The sequence below is a fragment of the Paraburkholderia sp. BL18I3N2 genome (assembly GCF_003001875.1).
Taxonomy (GTDB): Bacteria; Pseudomonadota; Gammaproteobacteria; order Burkholderiales; family Burkholderiaceae; genus Paraburkholderia; species Paraburkholderia phytofirmans.
In genome coordinates, this window is record NZ_PVNC01000001.1 from 1,114,242 (window position 1) to 1,128,194 (window position 13,953).

Here is a 13,953-nt window from a genome sequence, read left to right on the forward strand (position 1 = left end):
GAAAGTACAAGAGGCCGGCAAGACCGGTCCAGCGAGCCCTATCGTTTCGCGAGTATCACCAGGAGACAAACAACATGGCATCCCCCGATCACGCCGGGTCCGTCGCGAAGCAAAGCGGCGGCGCGGCGCATTCCGATAGTACGGTCAATCGCACCGCCGCGGCCGCGCCGCTCGACGCCGGCAGCATTTCCGCGCGTCTCGACCGGTTGCCCGCCACGCGCTCCGTCTGGAAGCTCGTGGTGTTGCTGAGCCTCGGCTTCTTCTTCGAACTCTACGATCTGCTGTACTCCGGGTATGTCGCGCCAGGCCTCGTCAAAAGCGGTCTGCTGAGCGCGACCACGCACGGCCTGTTCGGCTCGACCGGTGTCGCGAGTTTCATCGCGGCGCTGTTCAGCGGCCTCTTTATCGGCACGATCGCGTGCGGCTTTCTCGCGGATCGCTTCGGACGCCGCGCTGTGTTCACGTATTCGCTGCTTTGGTATACGGCGGCCAATGTCGTGATGGCATTTCAGGAAACGGCGACCGGCTTGAACTTCTGGCGCTTCGTGGCAGGGATCGGCATCGGCGTCGAACTGGTGACGATCGGCACATACATCTCCGAGCTGGTGCCCAAGCAGATCCGGGGCCGCGCGTTCGCGTGCGAGCAGGCGGTCGGCTTTACCGCTGTGCCGGTGGTGGCGTTCCTGTCGTATCTGCTGGTGCCGCGTACATTGCTTGGTCTCGACGGTTGGCGCTGGGTCGTGCTGATCGGCGCGCATGGCGCGCTGTTCGTGTGGTGGATTCGTCGCGCGTTGCCGGAAAGCCCACGCTGGCTCGCACAGCAAGGACGTCTTGCCGAAGCCGACCGCGTGATGACGGCGCTCGAAGCTAAAGTGCGCCGCGAATACGGACGCGAGTTGCCGCCGCCCGCGCCACCGGTACCGGTCGCACCGCGCGGCAGCTTCCGCGATATGTGGGTGCCGCCGTACCGCAGCCGCACGCTGATGATGACGATCTTCAATATCTTCCAGACCGTCGGCTTCTACGGCTTTGCGAACTGGGTGCCCACGCTGCTGATCAAGCAGGGCATTACGATCACCACGAGCCTGATGTATTCGAGCGTGATCGCTTTGGCTGCGCCAGTAGGTCCGCTGATCGGACTTTTCATCGGTGACCGATTCGAGCGCAAGACAGTGATCGTGGTGATGGCGGGTGTAAATATTGTCTGCGGCTTGTGCTTCAGCCAGGCGTCTGGCGCGGTGTTGCTGGTGAGTCTCGGTGTGTGTCTGACGCTCGCGGGCAACATCATTTCGTACAGCTACCATGCGTATCAGACCGAGCTTTTTCCGACCAGCATTCGGGCGCGCGCGGTGGGGTTCGTCTATTCGTGGAGCCGTTTTTCGGCGATCTTCACGGCGTTTCTGATTGCCGCCGTGTTAAAGCAGTTTGGCACCACTGGGGTGTTCGTCTTTATTGCTGGCGCGATGCTGATCGTCATGCTGGCAATCGGTTTGATGGGGCCGCGTACGAAGGGTATCGCGCTGGAAAAAATCTCGCGGTAGCAACTTCACGGTCGTAAAGACTGACGTCTTTACACCCGGTCACGGCGTCCAGCGAAAGACAGTAATGCTGGAGCCTTTGACGTTGTTCTTCGTGACCACGTACTCGCCGGTCGATCGAAGGTAGGCTTTGACGCTGTACATCGCATCGATGGCGCTGCTGGCGTCCACGGTACGGCTGCTGGTGTTGACCAGCGTTGCGTCGAGGTTGCCTGTGGAGAGATTGAACGCGTCGATGTCCGGCAAAGCTTGCCCGCTGCCGAACCAGTAGCCGACAAAAAGATAGCGGCCGGCCGCGTCGATCGACTTGGCGCCGGCGTGGGGCAGGTTGATCACCGGATTGGGTTTCGTGGTATTGCCCGCGCTCCAGCCGTGATACACCTCGATCCGCGTGCCTATCCCAGTCCAGTCCGTACTCCCGACGACGCCTTGTCCGAGAATCATCGTGTCACTGTCCGCGAGGTAGAGGATGCGCGTCAGCGGCTGGATGCTCGCGGGAATGCGGATGGGAATGCCGGGTCCCCAAGTCGGCTTGCCGCTGGCGTCGAAGCCGGTCAGCGGGTAGTGATAGATGTTGCCGGTCCTGTCCAGACCGGCCCACACGCCGCCCTTGCTGTCGATGCAGAATCCGTCCCTGACCAGGGCGATGGTTTTGAACGCCGCGCCAGGAAGCGTGGCGTCCGGTATTGCGATGTAGCCATTCGCGGCATTGAAGTGGAAGAAGTAGTAGACATCGGGATTCTGGCCGGACGCCACGAGGATCCGGTTGGCGCCGACCGTGGCCAGGTGAGCGAAGTGCTCGTCCCGTGAAGTATCGTTGATGTCGATGCGCGGGTCCGACGGATAGGCGAACGGATCGACGGTGTTCGCGACGAAGGCGCCGCCGGCGCTGCCGCTGTAGATGTTGGTGCCGCCATAGAACATTGTGCCGTCCGTGAGCGGGTCCGGTACGGCGTCGCCCTCGAGGTTGAGGGACCGCAGCGTCCACTGCAGATTGCCGGCGCTGCTATACGCATGAATGTCGGTGCCGCCGTTGCGGCCGAGGTCCCAGCTTCCGCCCCACGGGTTGTTGAGCACATAGAGGTTGCCGGCGGTGTCCTTGCCGATGCCGGCGACGCGGGTGAAGCGCTTTGCGCCTACCTGGCCCTTGATGCCCGTGGTGGTGTCGAGATAACCGCCCTGAATGCCGAACGTACCCGCTAGCGTCGGCGTACCCGAGAGCGTGTAGCGCTTGATGTTCATGTCGGGGCCTTCATCTCCCACCATGAGCTGTCCCGACGACGCATCGAAATAGAGCGCCGACGGCTGCGACCCGCCGGGCATCTGAATGGTATTCAGCAGCGCCCCGTTTGGACTGAACTCGACGATCGTGCCCGCACTTTTCTGCGCGACCCAGACGTTGCCGGCGCCGTCCACGGCAAGCGCCCCTGGGCTCTGGACGTTGATGTCTTTCTGCCAGATACCGTCGGTGGTGAAGATCCGCACGCGATTGCCGTCGATGTCGCTCGCATATAGCAGCGAGCCCGCCGTGGCAAGTCCGGTGACGACGTCGACGCGCGGCTGGTTCTTCGACGCAGTGACCTGAATGAAAAGATCGCGAGCGCCGGTGGTGCGGTTGTATCGTCCCACCGCGCCGCTTCCGTACGACGCGCTGTACTGCAGCGCCACGAAAATCGACTTGGCATTACCCGTGATGGCGCTGCCCTGAAATTCGCCATGGGCACCGATAGAGCCGGCGCTGCGGTGGTTCTGATAGATCGCGACGCCGCCCTCGTACTCGTCCCACATGGAGGCCGTATAGATCACGCCTTCAGGCGCGACCCACATGGAACGCGCGGCGTTGCCGACATGGGTGGTAAGGGTGCCATAAGTGTTCGCGAGCCAATCAGTGGTGTTTTGCGCCTGACCGGCCGGCGCAATCGTGGCGATCATCGCGGCGAGGAGCGCAGCATGAATTCGTTTTCTTGCGACCATGACTGATGCTCTCCTGAGCGTAGCGATGATTGATGTGACTCGTCGGCTAACGTTGTTTCCTGGAATGCGTGATGGGTAAAAGCTTTCTCAAGACTGTCTCGCGCAGCCTTAATTGCATGCAGCGTACTATCGGCAAGTGGCAGGAGAATGACTCGTTTAACTCAATACGAATAACGGGCACATTTGCGCCTCCTCATTTCTAGCTCAAATTGCGGATGGACTCAAGAATGAAAAGGAACTCGCGCGGTTGAAGTTATGACTGCCCGGTCTTCACGAAACTCAGCTCGCCTTACCCGATGCCCGCCCTTGAACGCTCAGCAGATGCTCACGCATGCAGCGGGCCGCTGTTTCTCCATCACGCGCTTTCATCGCATTGACGACAGCCTGATGCTGCTGGGCGAAATACTGCCGGGTCTCCTGAGCCACCGTCTTTTCACGTACGTCCGGTTTGACGCGCATGCTGTTGATGACTTCCATCAGCGCAATGAGTGCGGGATTGCGAGTGGCCTGCCCAATCAGTAAGTGAAAGCGATGATCCCATTGCTGCCACTCTTCGTCGTTCTTCGCGGCAGCGTTTTTGCGCGCGCACTTTTCCAGTTCCAGCAGATCGTCCCGACTGGCTTTGGTCGCGGCGAGTTCCGCAAGGGCGGGCTCGAACAGCAGCCGCATTTCGGCGATGTCCGCCGGGCTGGTTCCCGCGCGCAGTCCACGCAGCGTGGGACCGAATTTCAGCGGCCGCGCGCCCAGATAGGTGCCGCGCCCGACACCGCGCCACACCCGGCCCGACGCCTCCAGTGAAGCCAGCACCGAGCGCAGTTCCCTTCGACTGACGCCAAGGTCTTCGGCCAGCTTTCTTTCAGGCGGCAGCGCGTCGCCGTCCTTGAGTTGATGGCGGGCGATATAGCCGAGCAATCCTTCCAATGCCGTCTGTTCCATTTTACCCAGTCGAACCAATGTTTATTGGTACCAAAGATAGCAGAATTGACGCAAGGTGGCGCGCAGTTTCCCGAAAATATTTTGACCCGGTATATTGCAAGCAGATTTCGGGTTAGCATCACGTGAATTCGTTGGTTTGGGCAGTATCGTCGTCGTTCGTTCAACTGGTACCTATCGTGATTGGTTCAGCCGCCAGTCGTCCGCGATCGCAAAGGAGCAGCGCATGTCGTTCACCACCCGCCCGGAACTGATCGGCACATTCGGCATGGTGGCTTCCACGCACTGGCTGGCCAGCGCGTCGGCCATGGCCGTGCTCGAGAAAGGCGGTAACGCATTCGATGCCGCCGCCGCCGCCGGTTTTGTTCTGCAGATCGTCGAGCCGCATCTGAACGGTCCGGGCGGCGAACTGCCGGTCGTCTTCTACAGCGCGCGCGAAGACCGCGTGCGCGTGCTGTGCGGGCAGGGCGTAACGCCCGCGAGCATGACCATCGAGCGCATGCGCAAGTTAGGGCTGGAAGTCGTGCCGGGCACGGGACTGCTGCCTGCCGTCGTGCCTGGTGCGTTCGGCGGGTGGATGGCCATGCTGCGCGATTACGGCCAGTTGCCGCTCGAAGACGTGCTGAGCTACGCAATCGGTTATGCGGAAAACGGTTACCCGGTGCTGCCGCGCATGACCTCATCGATCCTCGCCATCAAGGATTTCTTCCGGACCGAGTGGACGACTTCGGCCGAGCAATGGCTGCGCGACGGCGACGCACCGATGCCGAACCAGCTCTTCGCCAATCCGGCCATTGCGAACACGTATAAGCGCATTCTGCGAGAAGCGAATACCCGGCGCGACCGCAGCGAACAGTGCGAACGCGCCCGCGAGGTTTTTTATCGCGGCTTCGTGGCTGATGCCATCGACCAGTATTTTGGTGCGACGGCCGTTCTCGACACGTCGGGTCAGCGCAACCGCGGCCTGCTCGACGCCGGCGACCTCGCGCGCTGGGAACCGTCCTACGAAGATCCCGTTTCGTACGACTATGGCGACCTCCGTATCCACAAGACCGGCCCGTGGGGCCAGGGGCCGATGTTCCTGCAGCAGCTCGCGCTGCTCAAGGGCTTCGATCTCGCGGCCATGGACCCGATGGGACCGGATTTCGTGCATACGATCATCGAATGCTCGAAGCTCGCATTCGCCGACCGCGAGGTGTTCTACGGCGACCCAGCGTTCGCGCATGTACCCATGGATATGCTGCTGAGCAACGCCTATAACGACGAACGTCGTCGGCTGATCGACCCGCGGCGGGCGTCGCTCGAATTCCGTCCCGGCACGTTCGGCGACAGCGAGCGCCGCGCCGCGCGCATCATGGCGATGGCCGGCAAGGAACAGTCCGGCGGCTTTGGCCAGGGCGAACCGACCTTCGCGCCGTTGCCCGAACTGCGCGGCGATACGGTTCATCTCGATGTCGTCGACCGCTGGGGCAACATGGTGTCGGCCACGCCTTCGGGCGGCTGGCTGCAGGCGTCGCCGGCGGTGCCCGGCCTCGGCTTCAACGTGACCACGCGCGCGCAGATGTTCTGGATGGAGGAGGGCTTGCCGTCGTCGCTCGGGCCGGGTCGCCGTCCGCGCACGACGCTTTCGCCGACGCTGGTCACTCGCGCGGGCAAGCCCTATGCGGCGTTCGGCACGCCCGGCGGCGATCAGCAGGATCAATGGTCGATCCAGTTCTTCCTCAAACACGTGCACGCCGGCATGAATTTTCAGGCAGCCGCGGATTCGCCGTCGTTTCAGACCGCGCATTTTCCGGGGTCGTTCTACCCGCGCGCGATGCACCTCGGCAAGATGTCCGCCGAGTCCCGTTTTCCGGAAAGCACCCTGGCCGAATTGCGCGCGCGCGGCCACGACCTGACGGTGGCCGAACCCTGGTCGCTCGGGCGCGTCTGCGCGGTCGGAATCAGAAACGGTCTGATGCGTGGCGCGGCGACGCCTCGCCAGATGCAAGCCTACGCGGTCGGGCGATAGCCTCGGCATGGCGGAAATCGTGTCCATTCCTTCAGGGAGAAAGTTACCGTGTCTGCCGTAGCCGCTCGTCTTGAAAGACTTCCGTTATCGGGCTTTCACCGCAAACTCCTGCTCATCGGAGGCTTGGGGTATCTGTTCGATGGACTCGATTCATCGTCGCTCGCGTTTTTGCTGCCGGTCGTGAGCAAGCTATGGCACCTGAGCAGCGCCGAAACGGGGCTCGTCGCGAGCAGCACCTATATCGGCTACTTCTTCGGCGCGTTCCTGTCGGGCGTATTCGCCGATCTGATCGGCCGTCGGCGCATCATGATGACGGCGCTGGCCATCTACTGTGTCGCGTCGCTCGCGAGTGCGGCCGCGACAGACTGGCACACGTTCTTCGCGCTGCGCATCGTCGCGGGATTTGGTTCCGGCGCGGAGACGGTGGTGATCGCGCCATTCCTCGCGGAATTCGTGCCGCGTCGCTACAGAGGGATGTTTTGCGGGGCGCTGGTCGGCTTCATGTCGTTCGGCTATCTGAGTTCGTCCATCCTCGGCTTCGTCGTGGTGCGAAACTATGCCGACGGCTGGCGCTACCTGGCCGTGGTGACGTCGTTGCCGGTCGTCATGCTGCTCTGGTGGCGCAGAACGCTGCCTGAGTCGCCGCGCTGGCTCGAAAGCCAGGGCCGGACGGATGAAGCGAACCGGATCGTCAATACGATCGAGTCATGGTTTGCCGGCCGAGGCATTCATCTTCCGCCGGTCGGCTCCGTCGGCGTGCTTCCCGCATCGGCGCGCGCCAGCGGCAGCGCGTTGCAGAACGTGCTTACGTTATGGTCGCCGCGACTCGCGCGTACCACGGCAGTCAGCTGGCTCATGTGGTTCTCGGTCGCGTTCGCGTATTACTCGTTCTTCTCCTGGATTCCGAGCCTGCTCCTCAAAGAAGGGCTCACCATGACGAAGAGCTTCGGCTATTCGATCGCGATCTATGGCGCGCAGATTCCGGGGTATTTTTCGGCCGCATGGCTCAACGAACGGATCGGGCGCAAGGCGGTGGTCGCGTCGTACATGTTGTTGGGCGGCATAGCGGCGATCGCGCTCGCGTTCTCTCATACTGGAATCGGGATCATGATCGCGGGCATCTGCCTGTCGTTCTTCATGAACGGTGCGTTCGCAGGCGTGTATGCGTACACCCCGGAAGTATTCCCGACCGCAGTGCGCACGACCGGCACCGGCTCGTCGTCATCGTTCGGCCGCATCGGCTCGGTGAGCGCGCCCATTCTGGTCGGCCTCGTCTATCCCGTGCTCGGCTTCCTGGGCGTGTTCGCGATGACCACGACGGTTCTGCTGATCGGGGCCTGCGTGGTGTTCTTCCTGGGTATCGAGACTCGCAACCGCTCGCTCGAAGACATCGAGGCCGAAGAATCCGGTCGCACGCAAGATGTTCGAGGCCCGCTCAGTTCCACGGAAATACACGGCTGAATGCCGTGATTCGCTAACTTTCCCACACAGACCATGCAAGGCATCCGGATCGAAACTGCGCCGCCCGCCCCGCAAGCGCTGGACATGTCGAACCTTGAACAGCTCGCGAGGGCCATGCGGGTCAAGGGTCAGCCAATGGCGATTTTCCGTGCGGTTCATGACGTGGCGGCAAGCGCAATCGGTTTCAGCCTTTTCACGATCATGTCCTACGATGCGCAAAACCAGGAGGTGGAGCGCGTCTATACGAACATGCCCGACGTCTATCCGGTTGGCGGGCGCAAGAAAAAGCACGGCACGCCGTGGGCCAAACAGATCCTGCTCGACCTCAAGCCCTTTCGCGCGGAAACCCCGCAGGGCATCCGCGAAGCGTTCGACGATCACACCGTGATGACCGGCATGGGCCTCGGATCGATACTGAACATTCCGATCGCGTACGACGGCGTGTGCATCGGCACGATGAACCTGACGCATCAGGAGAGGTGGTACACGAGGCGGCACGAAGAGTTGGGATTGCTGATCGGTTCCTTCCTGGCTCCCGCTCTCGTTTCGCGCCATACGGTAACCGCCAGCAGTTTGACTCCGCTCTGACATGACCACTACCCAACGTGTTGCGACAGCGTCGCCGGCGAGCCAGACTTCCGTGTCGCAAGGACGCTGGCTGCTTGTTTTCATCCTCGGTTATCTTGCGCTCATGGCCGATGGCGCGGACGTAATGATGTACGGCCTCACGCTGACGCGCATCAAGGACGACTTCGGACTGAGCAATGTCCAGGCCGGCGCATTGGGCAGCCTGACGTTGCTCGGCATGGCAGTCGGCGGCATTCTCGGCGGCTGGGCGAGCGATCGCATAGGGCGCGTGAGGGTGGTGGTCTGGGCGTTGGCGCTCTTTTCGCTCGGCGCGGGGCTGCTTGGACTCACGCACAGTTTTGTGGAGTTCGCGATTGTCCGCTTCATCGGTTCGTTGGGCATCGGCTCCATGGTGCTGGTCACGACACTCGTTGCCGAATACGTGCCCACGGAGCGGCGCTCGCTGATTCTGGGCGCCTTGCAGACCGGCATTTCGGCCGGCTATATCGTGGTCATTGCGCTGAGCAGCTGGATTTTGCCGCACTACGGCTGGCGCACGCTGTACTACGTGTCGGCGATACCCGTGGTGTTTGCTCTGGCGATCAAGTTCGCGGTGCCCGAGCCGGCTAGCTGGCGGGCGAGCCAGGCGATCGAGCGCACGAGCCAGCGCCGCTGGCGCGACAGCCGCTACCACCTGATTTTCAGCAGTCGACAGACGCGAACTCTGTTTATCCTGTGGACGCTGGCCTCGGTTTTCATTCTTTCCGGCTTCTACGGCTTGAACAACTGGCTGCCGACCTACCTCGAAAAAGAGCTGCATATCAAGTTCAGCTCACTGACCGGGTACATGATCGGGACTTACGTCGTCGCGTTCATCGGCAAAATCTTCGCCGGCTGGCTGGGCGACCGCTGGAGCCGGCGCGGCGTGTATGTCCTCGGCTGCGTGGGCGCCGCGCTCTTTCTGCCGGTGATCATCTTCTGGCACACACGGGAGAACATTGCCGTTCTCATGCTTTTCTTCGGGTTCCTGTACGGCGTACCACTGGGCACGATCGGCACGTTCATGTCCGAGAGTTTCGCCACTTCCATTCGCGGCACTGCGGTGGGCGGGTCCTATAACCTCGGGCGCTTCTGCTCGGGGGCGGCGCCTATCGTGATCGGTTTTCTGGCCACGCAGTTTTCCATCGGTCTGGGCTTTCTCGTGGTCGGCGCGGTGTTCTTCCTGAGTGGCGTGACCGCGCTGTTCATCCCGGACCGCCTGTACGACACGGACCGGCCATCCACGCCCTGAGTCGAAGGAGGTGCCCAACGCGCTTTCTACGTCTCCTGGTGAAACTGCGGCAACACCTCATCGGCGAGTTCGTTGATGATCTCGGCGACGGGACGCTCCGACGACAGATTGAACGTCACATGGTGTGTCCCGTCCGCGCGCAGCGCTTTGAGTATGTCGATCAAGGCAAGCCTGCCGGTCCGGTAGCCGAGCGTCACGGCCTGAGCCGGCTCATGCGGATCGCTGCTGAGTTCGAGCCGCATCGCGACGCCGAACGCACGAAACGCTTCGGGCGCCACGCGTTCGACGGCGGCGCGCCACATGCTGTAACGGGCGCGCTGAGCGTCGGGCTCGCGGTGGTAGGTCATCCACCCCAGCGAATGGCGCGCGATCCAGTCGACGCTTTGACCGCCCGAACCCACTGCCAGCAGCGGCACCGCGTGCGAGTGCGCGGGCAACAGCTCAAAGGTTGGCGCACCTTCAGGCGTGCGATCGGGAATCACGCGTGACGGCTCGCCGAGCGCGGCGGCAACCGTCTCCCAGTGACTGCGATACAGCTCGCGCCGCTCTTCGGAATCGCGCCCGAATGCGGCATATTCCGGCGGACGGTCGCCTGAACCCAGACCCAGAATGAAGCGTCCGTGGCTGAGCGTATCGACGGACAGCGCCGCCTTGGCGATATGCAGCGGATGCCGCAGCGTCAGCACGATGGCGCCGCTCACGAGCGCGATACGCCGCGTGTTTGCAGCGAGCGCACCGAGCAACACCCATGGGTCGAGGTGGCCGACAGGGTCCGGGTAGTCCGCGCTGTTCAGCGGGACGTCGCGGATCCAGAGTGCGCGAAAGCCGCGTTCGTCGGCGAGACGCGCGAGCGCCAGCTGCTCGTCGAAATCGGCCACGATCGTGCCGGCACGCAGCATCGGCAGAGTGAGTCCGAGACTGAGCGCACCGTCTGAAAACACGCGGTTCGCGGCGCTTTGCGGCTGGGCTTTCAACTCGTCTGCCGCGATCGGATGCGACTCGTTCATGCGTGACCTTTTCCTGTGCGTCGTCGATACGCCCGATGCTAGCACTGCCTCAGAACAACTGCTTCTGCCCTGACATCAAGGTCGTGAAATCGTCGCGCAGGAGCGGCAGGATAGCGTCGGCGACGGGCTGCAATTGACGCGTCAGATAATGTTCGTAATCGATTGCCGAGCGCAGCGTTTCCAGCGGCTCGGGTCCGGCAACGGTCATCACATAGCTGATCCAGCCGCCGTTCTGGTATTGCAGCGGGCGCCCTTGCCGCCGGTTGAACTCGTCCGCCACGCGCGCAGCGCGGACATGCGGCGGCACGTTGCGCTCGTATTCTTCGAGCGGGCGGCGCAGCCGCTTGCGATACACGAGCTGATCGTCGAGCTTGCCGTCGAGCGTGTCGCGCACATAGTCGCGCACGTAATCCTGATACGGTTGCTGCGTGAAAATGCGCCGATACAGTTCCTGCTGAAACTGCTGCGCGAGCGGCGTCCAGTCGGTGCGTACCGTTTCGAGTCCCTTATAGACGATGTCTTCGCTGCCGTCCGGCAAAATAGTGAGGCCCGCGTAGCGTTTCTTGCTGCCTTCCTCGGCACCGCGAATCGTCGGCATGAAGAAGCGCCGATAGTGCCGCTCGAATTGCAGTTCGAGCGCGCTGTCGAGCCCGAATCTTTCCTGCAGATTCTGCCGCCACCATGCGTTGATATGCTCGACCAGCGCGCGGCCGATGCGGCTCGCGTCTTCCTCGCTGTGCGCGTGTTTCAGCCACACGAAGGTCGAATCCGTGTCGCCGTAAATGACTTCATAGCCTTCGCCTTGAATCAGTTCGCGCGTGGCATGCATGATTTCGTGGCCGCGCATGGTGATCGACGAGGCGAGACGCGGATCGAAGAAGCGGCAGCCGGTCGATCCCAATACGCCGTAAAAGGCGTTCATGATGATCTTCAACGCCTGCGAAAGCGGCTTGTTGTTCTCGCGTTTGGCCGTTTCGCGACCTTGCCACACTTGCCCGACGATCGACGGCAAACAATGGCGCGTGCGTGAAAAGCGCGCGCCGAGAAAGCCCGGGACTGACTGATCGTCGGCGGGATTCAGCATGCCTTCGACAAGGCCGACAGGGTCGATCAGAAACGTGCGGATGATGGACGGATACAGGCTCTTGTAGTCCAGCACCAGCACGGAATCATAGAGACCGGGGCGCGAATCCATGACGAAACCGCCGGGGCTCGCAGCGCCGGCCACATCGCCGAGATTGGGCGCGACGTAGCCTTGCCGATGCATGCGCGGCATATACAGATGCGTGAACGCCGCCACCGATCCGCCGCTGCGATCCGCCGGCAAACCGGTCACGCTCGCGCGTTCCAGCAGGAATGGCAGCAACTCCGTTTTAGCGAAGATGCGCGTGACCAGTTCGCAGTCTTTGAGGTTGTAGCGCGCGAGCGCGGGCTTGTCCTCGTCGAAGCGGCGCTGGATTTCGTCCATGCGCTGATACGGATTGTCGATCGCCTTGCCTTCGCCCAGCACTGTGCGCGAGACATGTTCGAGACTGAACGAAGGGAAACTCCAGGTCGCCGAGCGCAGCGCCTCGATGCCGTCGATAATCAGCCGTCCCGCGGCGCCGGCAAAGAAGTGGTTCTGCTTGAGCCCATGCTCGCGCCATTCCATTACGGCGCCGCCACGGCCGAGCCGCAGCGGTACGCGATATTGTTCGGCATGCTGCTGCAGCACACGCAGATCGAACTGCACCAGATTCCAGCCGATGATCGCATCGGGATCGTGCCGTTCGAGCCACGCGTTCAGTTTTTCCAGCAACTGTGCGCGGGTTTCGCAGTATTCGAGGTCGAAGTCGAGCGTGCCCGCCTCGCCATTCGGCGGCCCCAGCATGTACACCTGACGCTGTCCGCAACCTTCCAGCGCGATCGAATACAACTCGGCGTGAGCGCTGGTTTCGATATCGAGCGACACCAGCTTCAAGGGCGGACGATAGCCGGCGGCCGGCTTGAGTTCGCTGTTCACGAGCGGGCCGCTCTTTCCGCCGCTCTGCGTGTCGCCGCTAAACCAGACCGGCGCCGTGATAAAGCGCTCCATCATGTAGCGTTCGGGCGGAAAGATATCGACTTCGTAGATGTCGACGCCGCCTTGCTTCAGGCGTTTCTCGAAGCCCGTCAATTGCCGGTACTGCGGGCAGTAAAGTCCCATGACCGGCCGATGCTGAAAGTCGCACAGATCGAGCGTTCGCAGATCGAGCGGCGCTTCGCGGCGCAGAATCGTCTCGGCGCGCTCGCGATGTTCCGCGGGAATGAACGCCACCGAAGGCTGAGGGCGCAAGCGCACATGCCGGGGCCCGCCGTCCGTGGCCAGCCAGAAATCGACTTCGGTGCCGGCGGGCGTGTCCCGCCAATGCCGGGTCAAGATGAAACCCTGTTCAAGCTCAGTCAAACTGCCACCTCTAAAACCGGCGTGATCGCCTTGCGCGATTTTACCGCCATGCGCTGCGGGCCGTGACGTCATCACCGGGCGTCGCGGCGTGGGCTCGTGAGGTGCGCGTGCGACCTTCCGGCACGCTGGATGCAACCGCGCCGCGCAGTCTGTATGATCGTGGTGCAGCGATTCCATTCGGCGCGGGCCACGCGCCGGTCAAGTCTACTAAGAACGGAGTAAGCGATATGACTTTGGGCAAACTTGTTGTTGTCGTCGCGGTAGCTGCAACCAGCCTTGGTGCACAGGCGCAAGTCGCCGGCACACAACCGCTGAGCGTCACAGTCGAGCAGTCGAATGCGCTCTTGAGCGGCTGGAGTGTGAAGAAGAGCATTCTCGGCAAATCGGTCTACAACGACCAGAACGCAAAAATCGGCACGGTCCGCGATCTGGTGATCGCGCCGGACGGCTCGCTGTCCGCGGCCATCGTCTCCGCAGGTGGCTTCCTGGGCGTGGCATCGCACGACGTGGCGGTGCCTATCGCGGCGCTGGACATCCGCGAGGGGAATTTCTATCTGGCGGGCGCTACCAAAGACGCCTTGAAGGCAACGCCCGAGTTCCAGTACAACAAGGTTCAGACGCCGCCGAAGCCTAAAAAGCTGACGGGGCAGTAAATGCGGGAGGCCGGCGCAGCGTCGCCGGTTGAGCCGCAAGAAGCGGTTCTGCATTGAAGCAACAGTGGAAAAGCGGCGCTCGCAGCGTGAATC

The 13,953-nt window shown here is 62.3% G+C and carries 10 protein-coding genes; 6 read left to right on the forward strand and 4 right to left on the reverse strand.

All coding sequences use genetic code 11. The annotated features are described in order from the left end of the window. The first annotated feature begins 74 nt into the window (after nucleotides 1-74). A complete protein-coding gene (locus tag B0G75_RS05110; protein WP_106301295.1) occupies nucleotides 75-1,541 on the forward strand; it encodes an MFS transporter in 1,467 nt (488 codons plus the stop codon). Between the two features lie 39 nt (nucleotides 1,542-1,580). Here the strand turns inward: B0G75_RS05110 and B0G75_RS05115 are convergent, their stop codons facing one another. Together B0G75_RS05115 and B0G75_RS05120 are read right to left on the reverse strand one after the other, a co-directional pair. Then, complete coding sequence (locus B0G75_RS05115) at nucleotides 1,581-3,512, reverse strand: SMP-30/gluconolactonase/LRE family protein (RefSeq protein WP_106301298.1); 1,932 nt, start codon at nucleotides 3,510-3,512, stop codon at nucleotides 1,581-1,583. Nucleotides 3,513-3,791: 279 nt separating this feature from the next. Continuing rightward, on the reverse strand, nucleotides 3,792-4,448 hold the full coding sequence (locus B0G75_RS05120; RefSeq protein WP_106301301.1) for a FadR/GntR family transcriptional regulator: 657 nt from the start codon (nucleotides 4,446-4,448) through the stop codon (nucleotides 3,792-3,794). 223 nt (nucleotides 4,449-4,671) lie between these two features. Here B0G75_RS05120 and B0G75_RS05125 point away from each other — a divergent pair, with 223 nt between their 5' ends. The 4 genes from B0G75_RS05125 to B0G75_RS05140 are packed head-to-tail and all read left to right on the forward strand — an operon-like array spanning nucleotide 4,672 to nucleotide 9,775. Further along, nucleotides 4,672-6,456, forward strand: coding sequence for a gamma-glutamyltransferase family protein (locus tag B0G75_RS05125; protein WP_106301304.1), 1,785 nt, complete (start codon nucleotides 4,672-4,674; stop codon nucleotides 6,454-6,456). A 48-nt stretch (nucleotides 6,457-6,504) separates the two neighbouring features. Next, on the forward strand, nucleotides 6,505-7,917 hold the full coding sequence (locus B0G75_RS05130) for an MFS transporter (protein ID WP_106301307.1): 1,413 nt from the start codon (nucleotides 6,505-6,507) through the stop codon (nucleotides 7,915-7,917). A 33-nt stretch (nucleotides 7,918-7,950) separates the two neighbouring features. Further along, nucleotides 7,951-8,505 (forward strand): GAF domain-containing protein, encoded by a 555-nt coding sequence (locus B0G75_RS05135; protein WP_106301310.1) that lies wholly within the window; start codon nucleotides 7,951-7,953, stop codon nucleotides 8,503-8,505. Between the two features lies 1 nt (nucleotide 8,506). After that, nucleotides 8,507-9,775 carry an MFS transporter gene (locus B0G75_RS05140; protein ID WP_106301313.1) on the forward strand — a complete coding sequence of 423 codons (1,269 nt, stop codon included), beginning with the start codon at nucleotides 8,507-8,509 and terminating at the stop codon, nucleotides 9,773-9,775. Nucleotides 9,776-9,801: 26 nt separating this feature from the next. Here B0G75_RS05140 and B0G75_RS05145 read toward each other — a convergent pair whose 3' ends face one another. Together B0G75_RS05145 and B0G75_RS05150 are read right to left on the reverse strand one after the other, a co-directional pair. Beyond that, nucleotides 9,802-10,782 (reverse strand): LLM class oxidoreductase, encoded by a 981-nt coding sequence (locus tag B0G75_RS05145; RefSeq protein ID WP_106301316.1) that lies wholly within the window; start codon nucleotides 10,780-10,782, stop codon nucleotides 9,802-9,804. Between the two features lie 49 nt (nucleotides 10,783-10,831). Further along, entirely contained in the window at nucleotides 10,832-13,207 is a 2,376-nt protein-coding gene (locus B0G75_RS05150) for a DNA polymerase II (RefSeq protein WP_106301927.1), read from the reverse strand. Nucleotides 13,208-13,434: 227 nt separating this feature from the next. On the opposite strand from B0G75_RS05150, the gene B0G75_RS05155 reads away from it, so the two are divergent. Next, entirely contained in the window at nucleotides 13,435-13,860 is a 426-nt protein-coding gene (locus B0G75_RS05155) for a PRC-barrel domain-containing protein (protein ID WP_106301319.1), read from the forward strand. Nucleotides 13,861-13,953 lie beyond the last annotated feature (93 nt).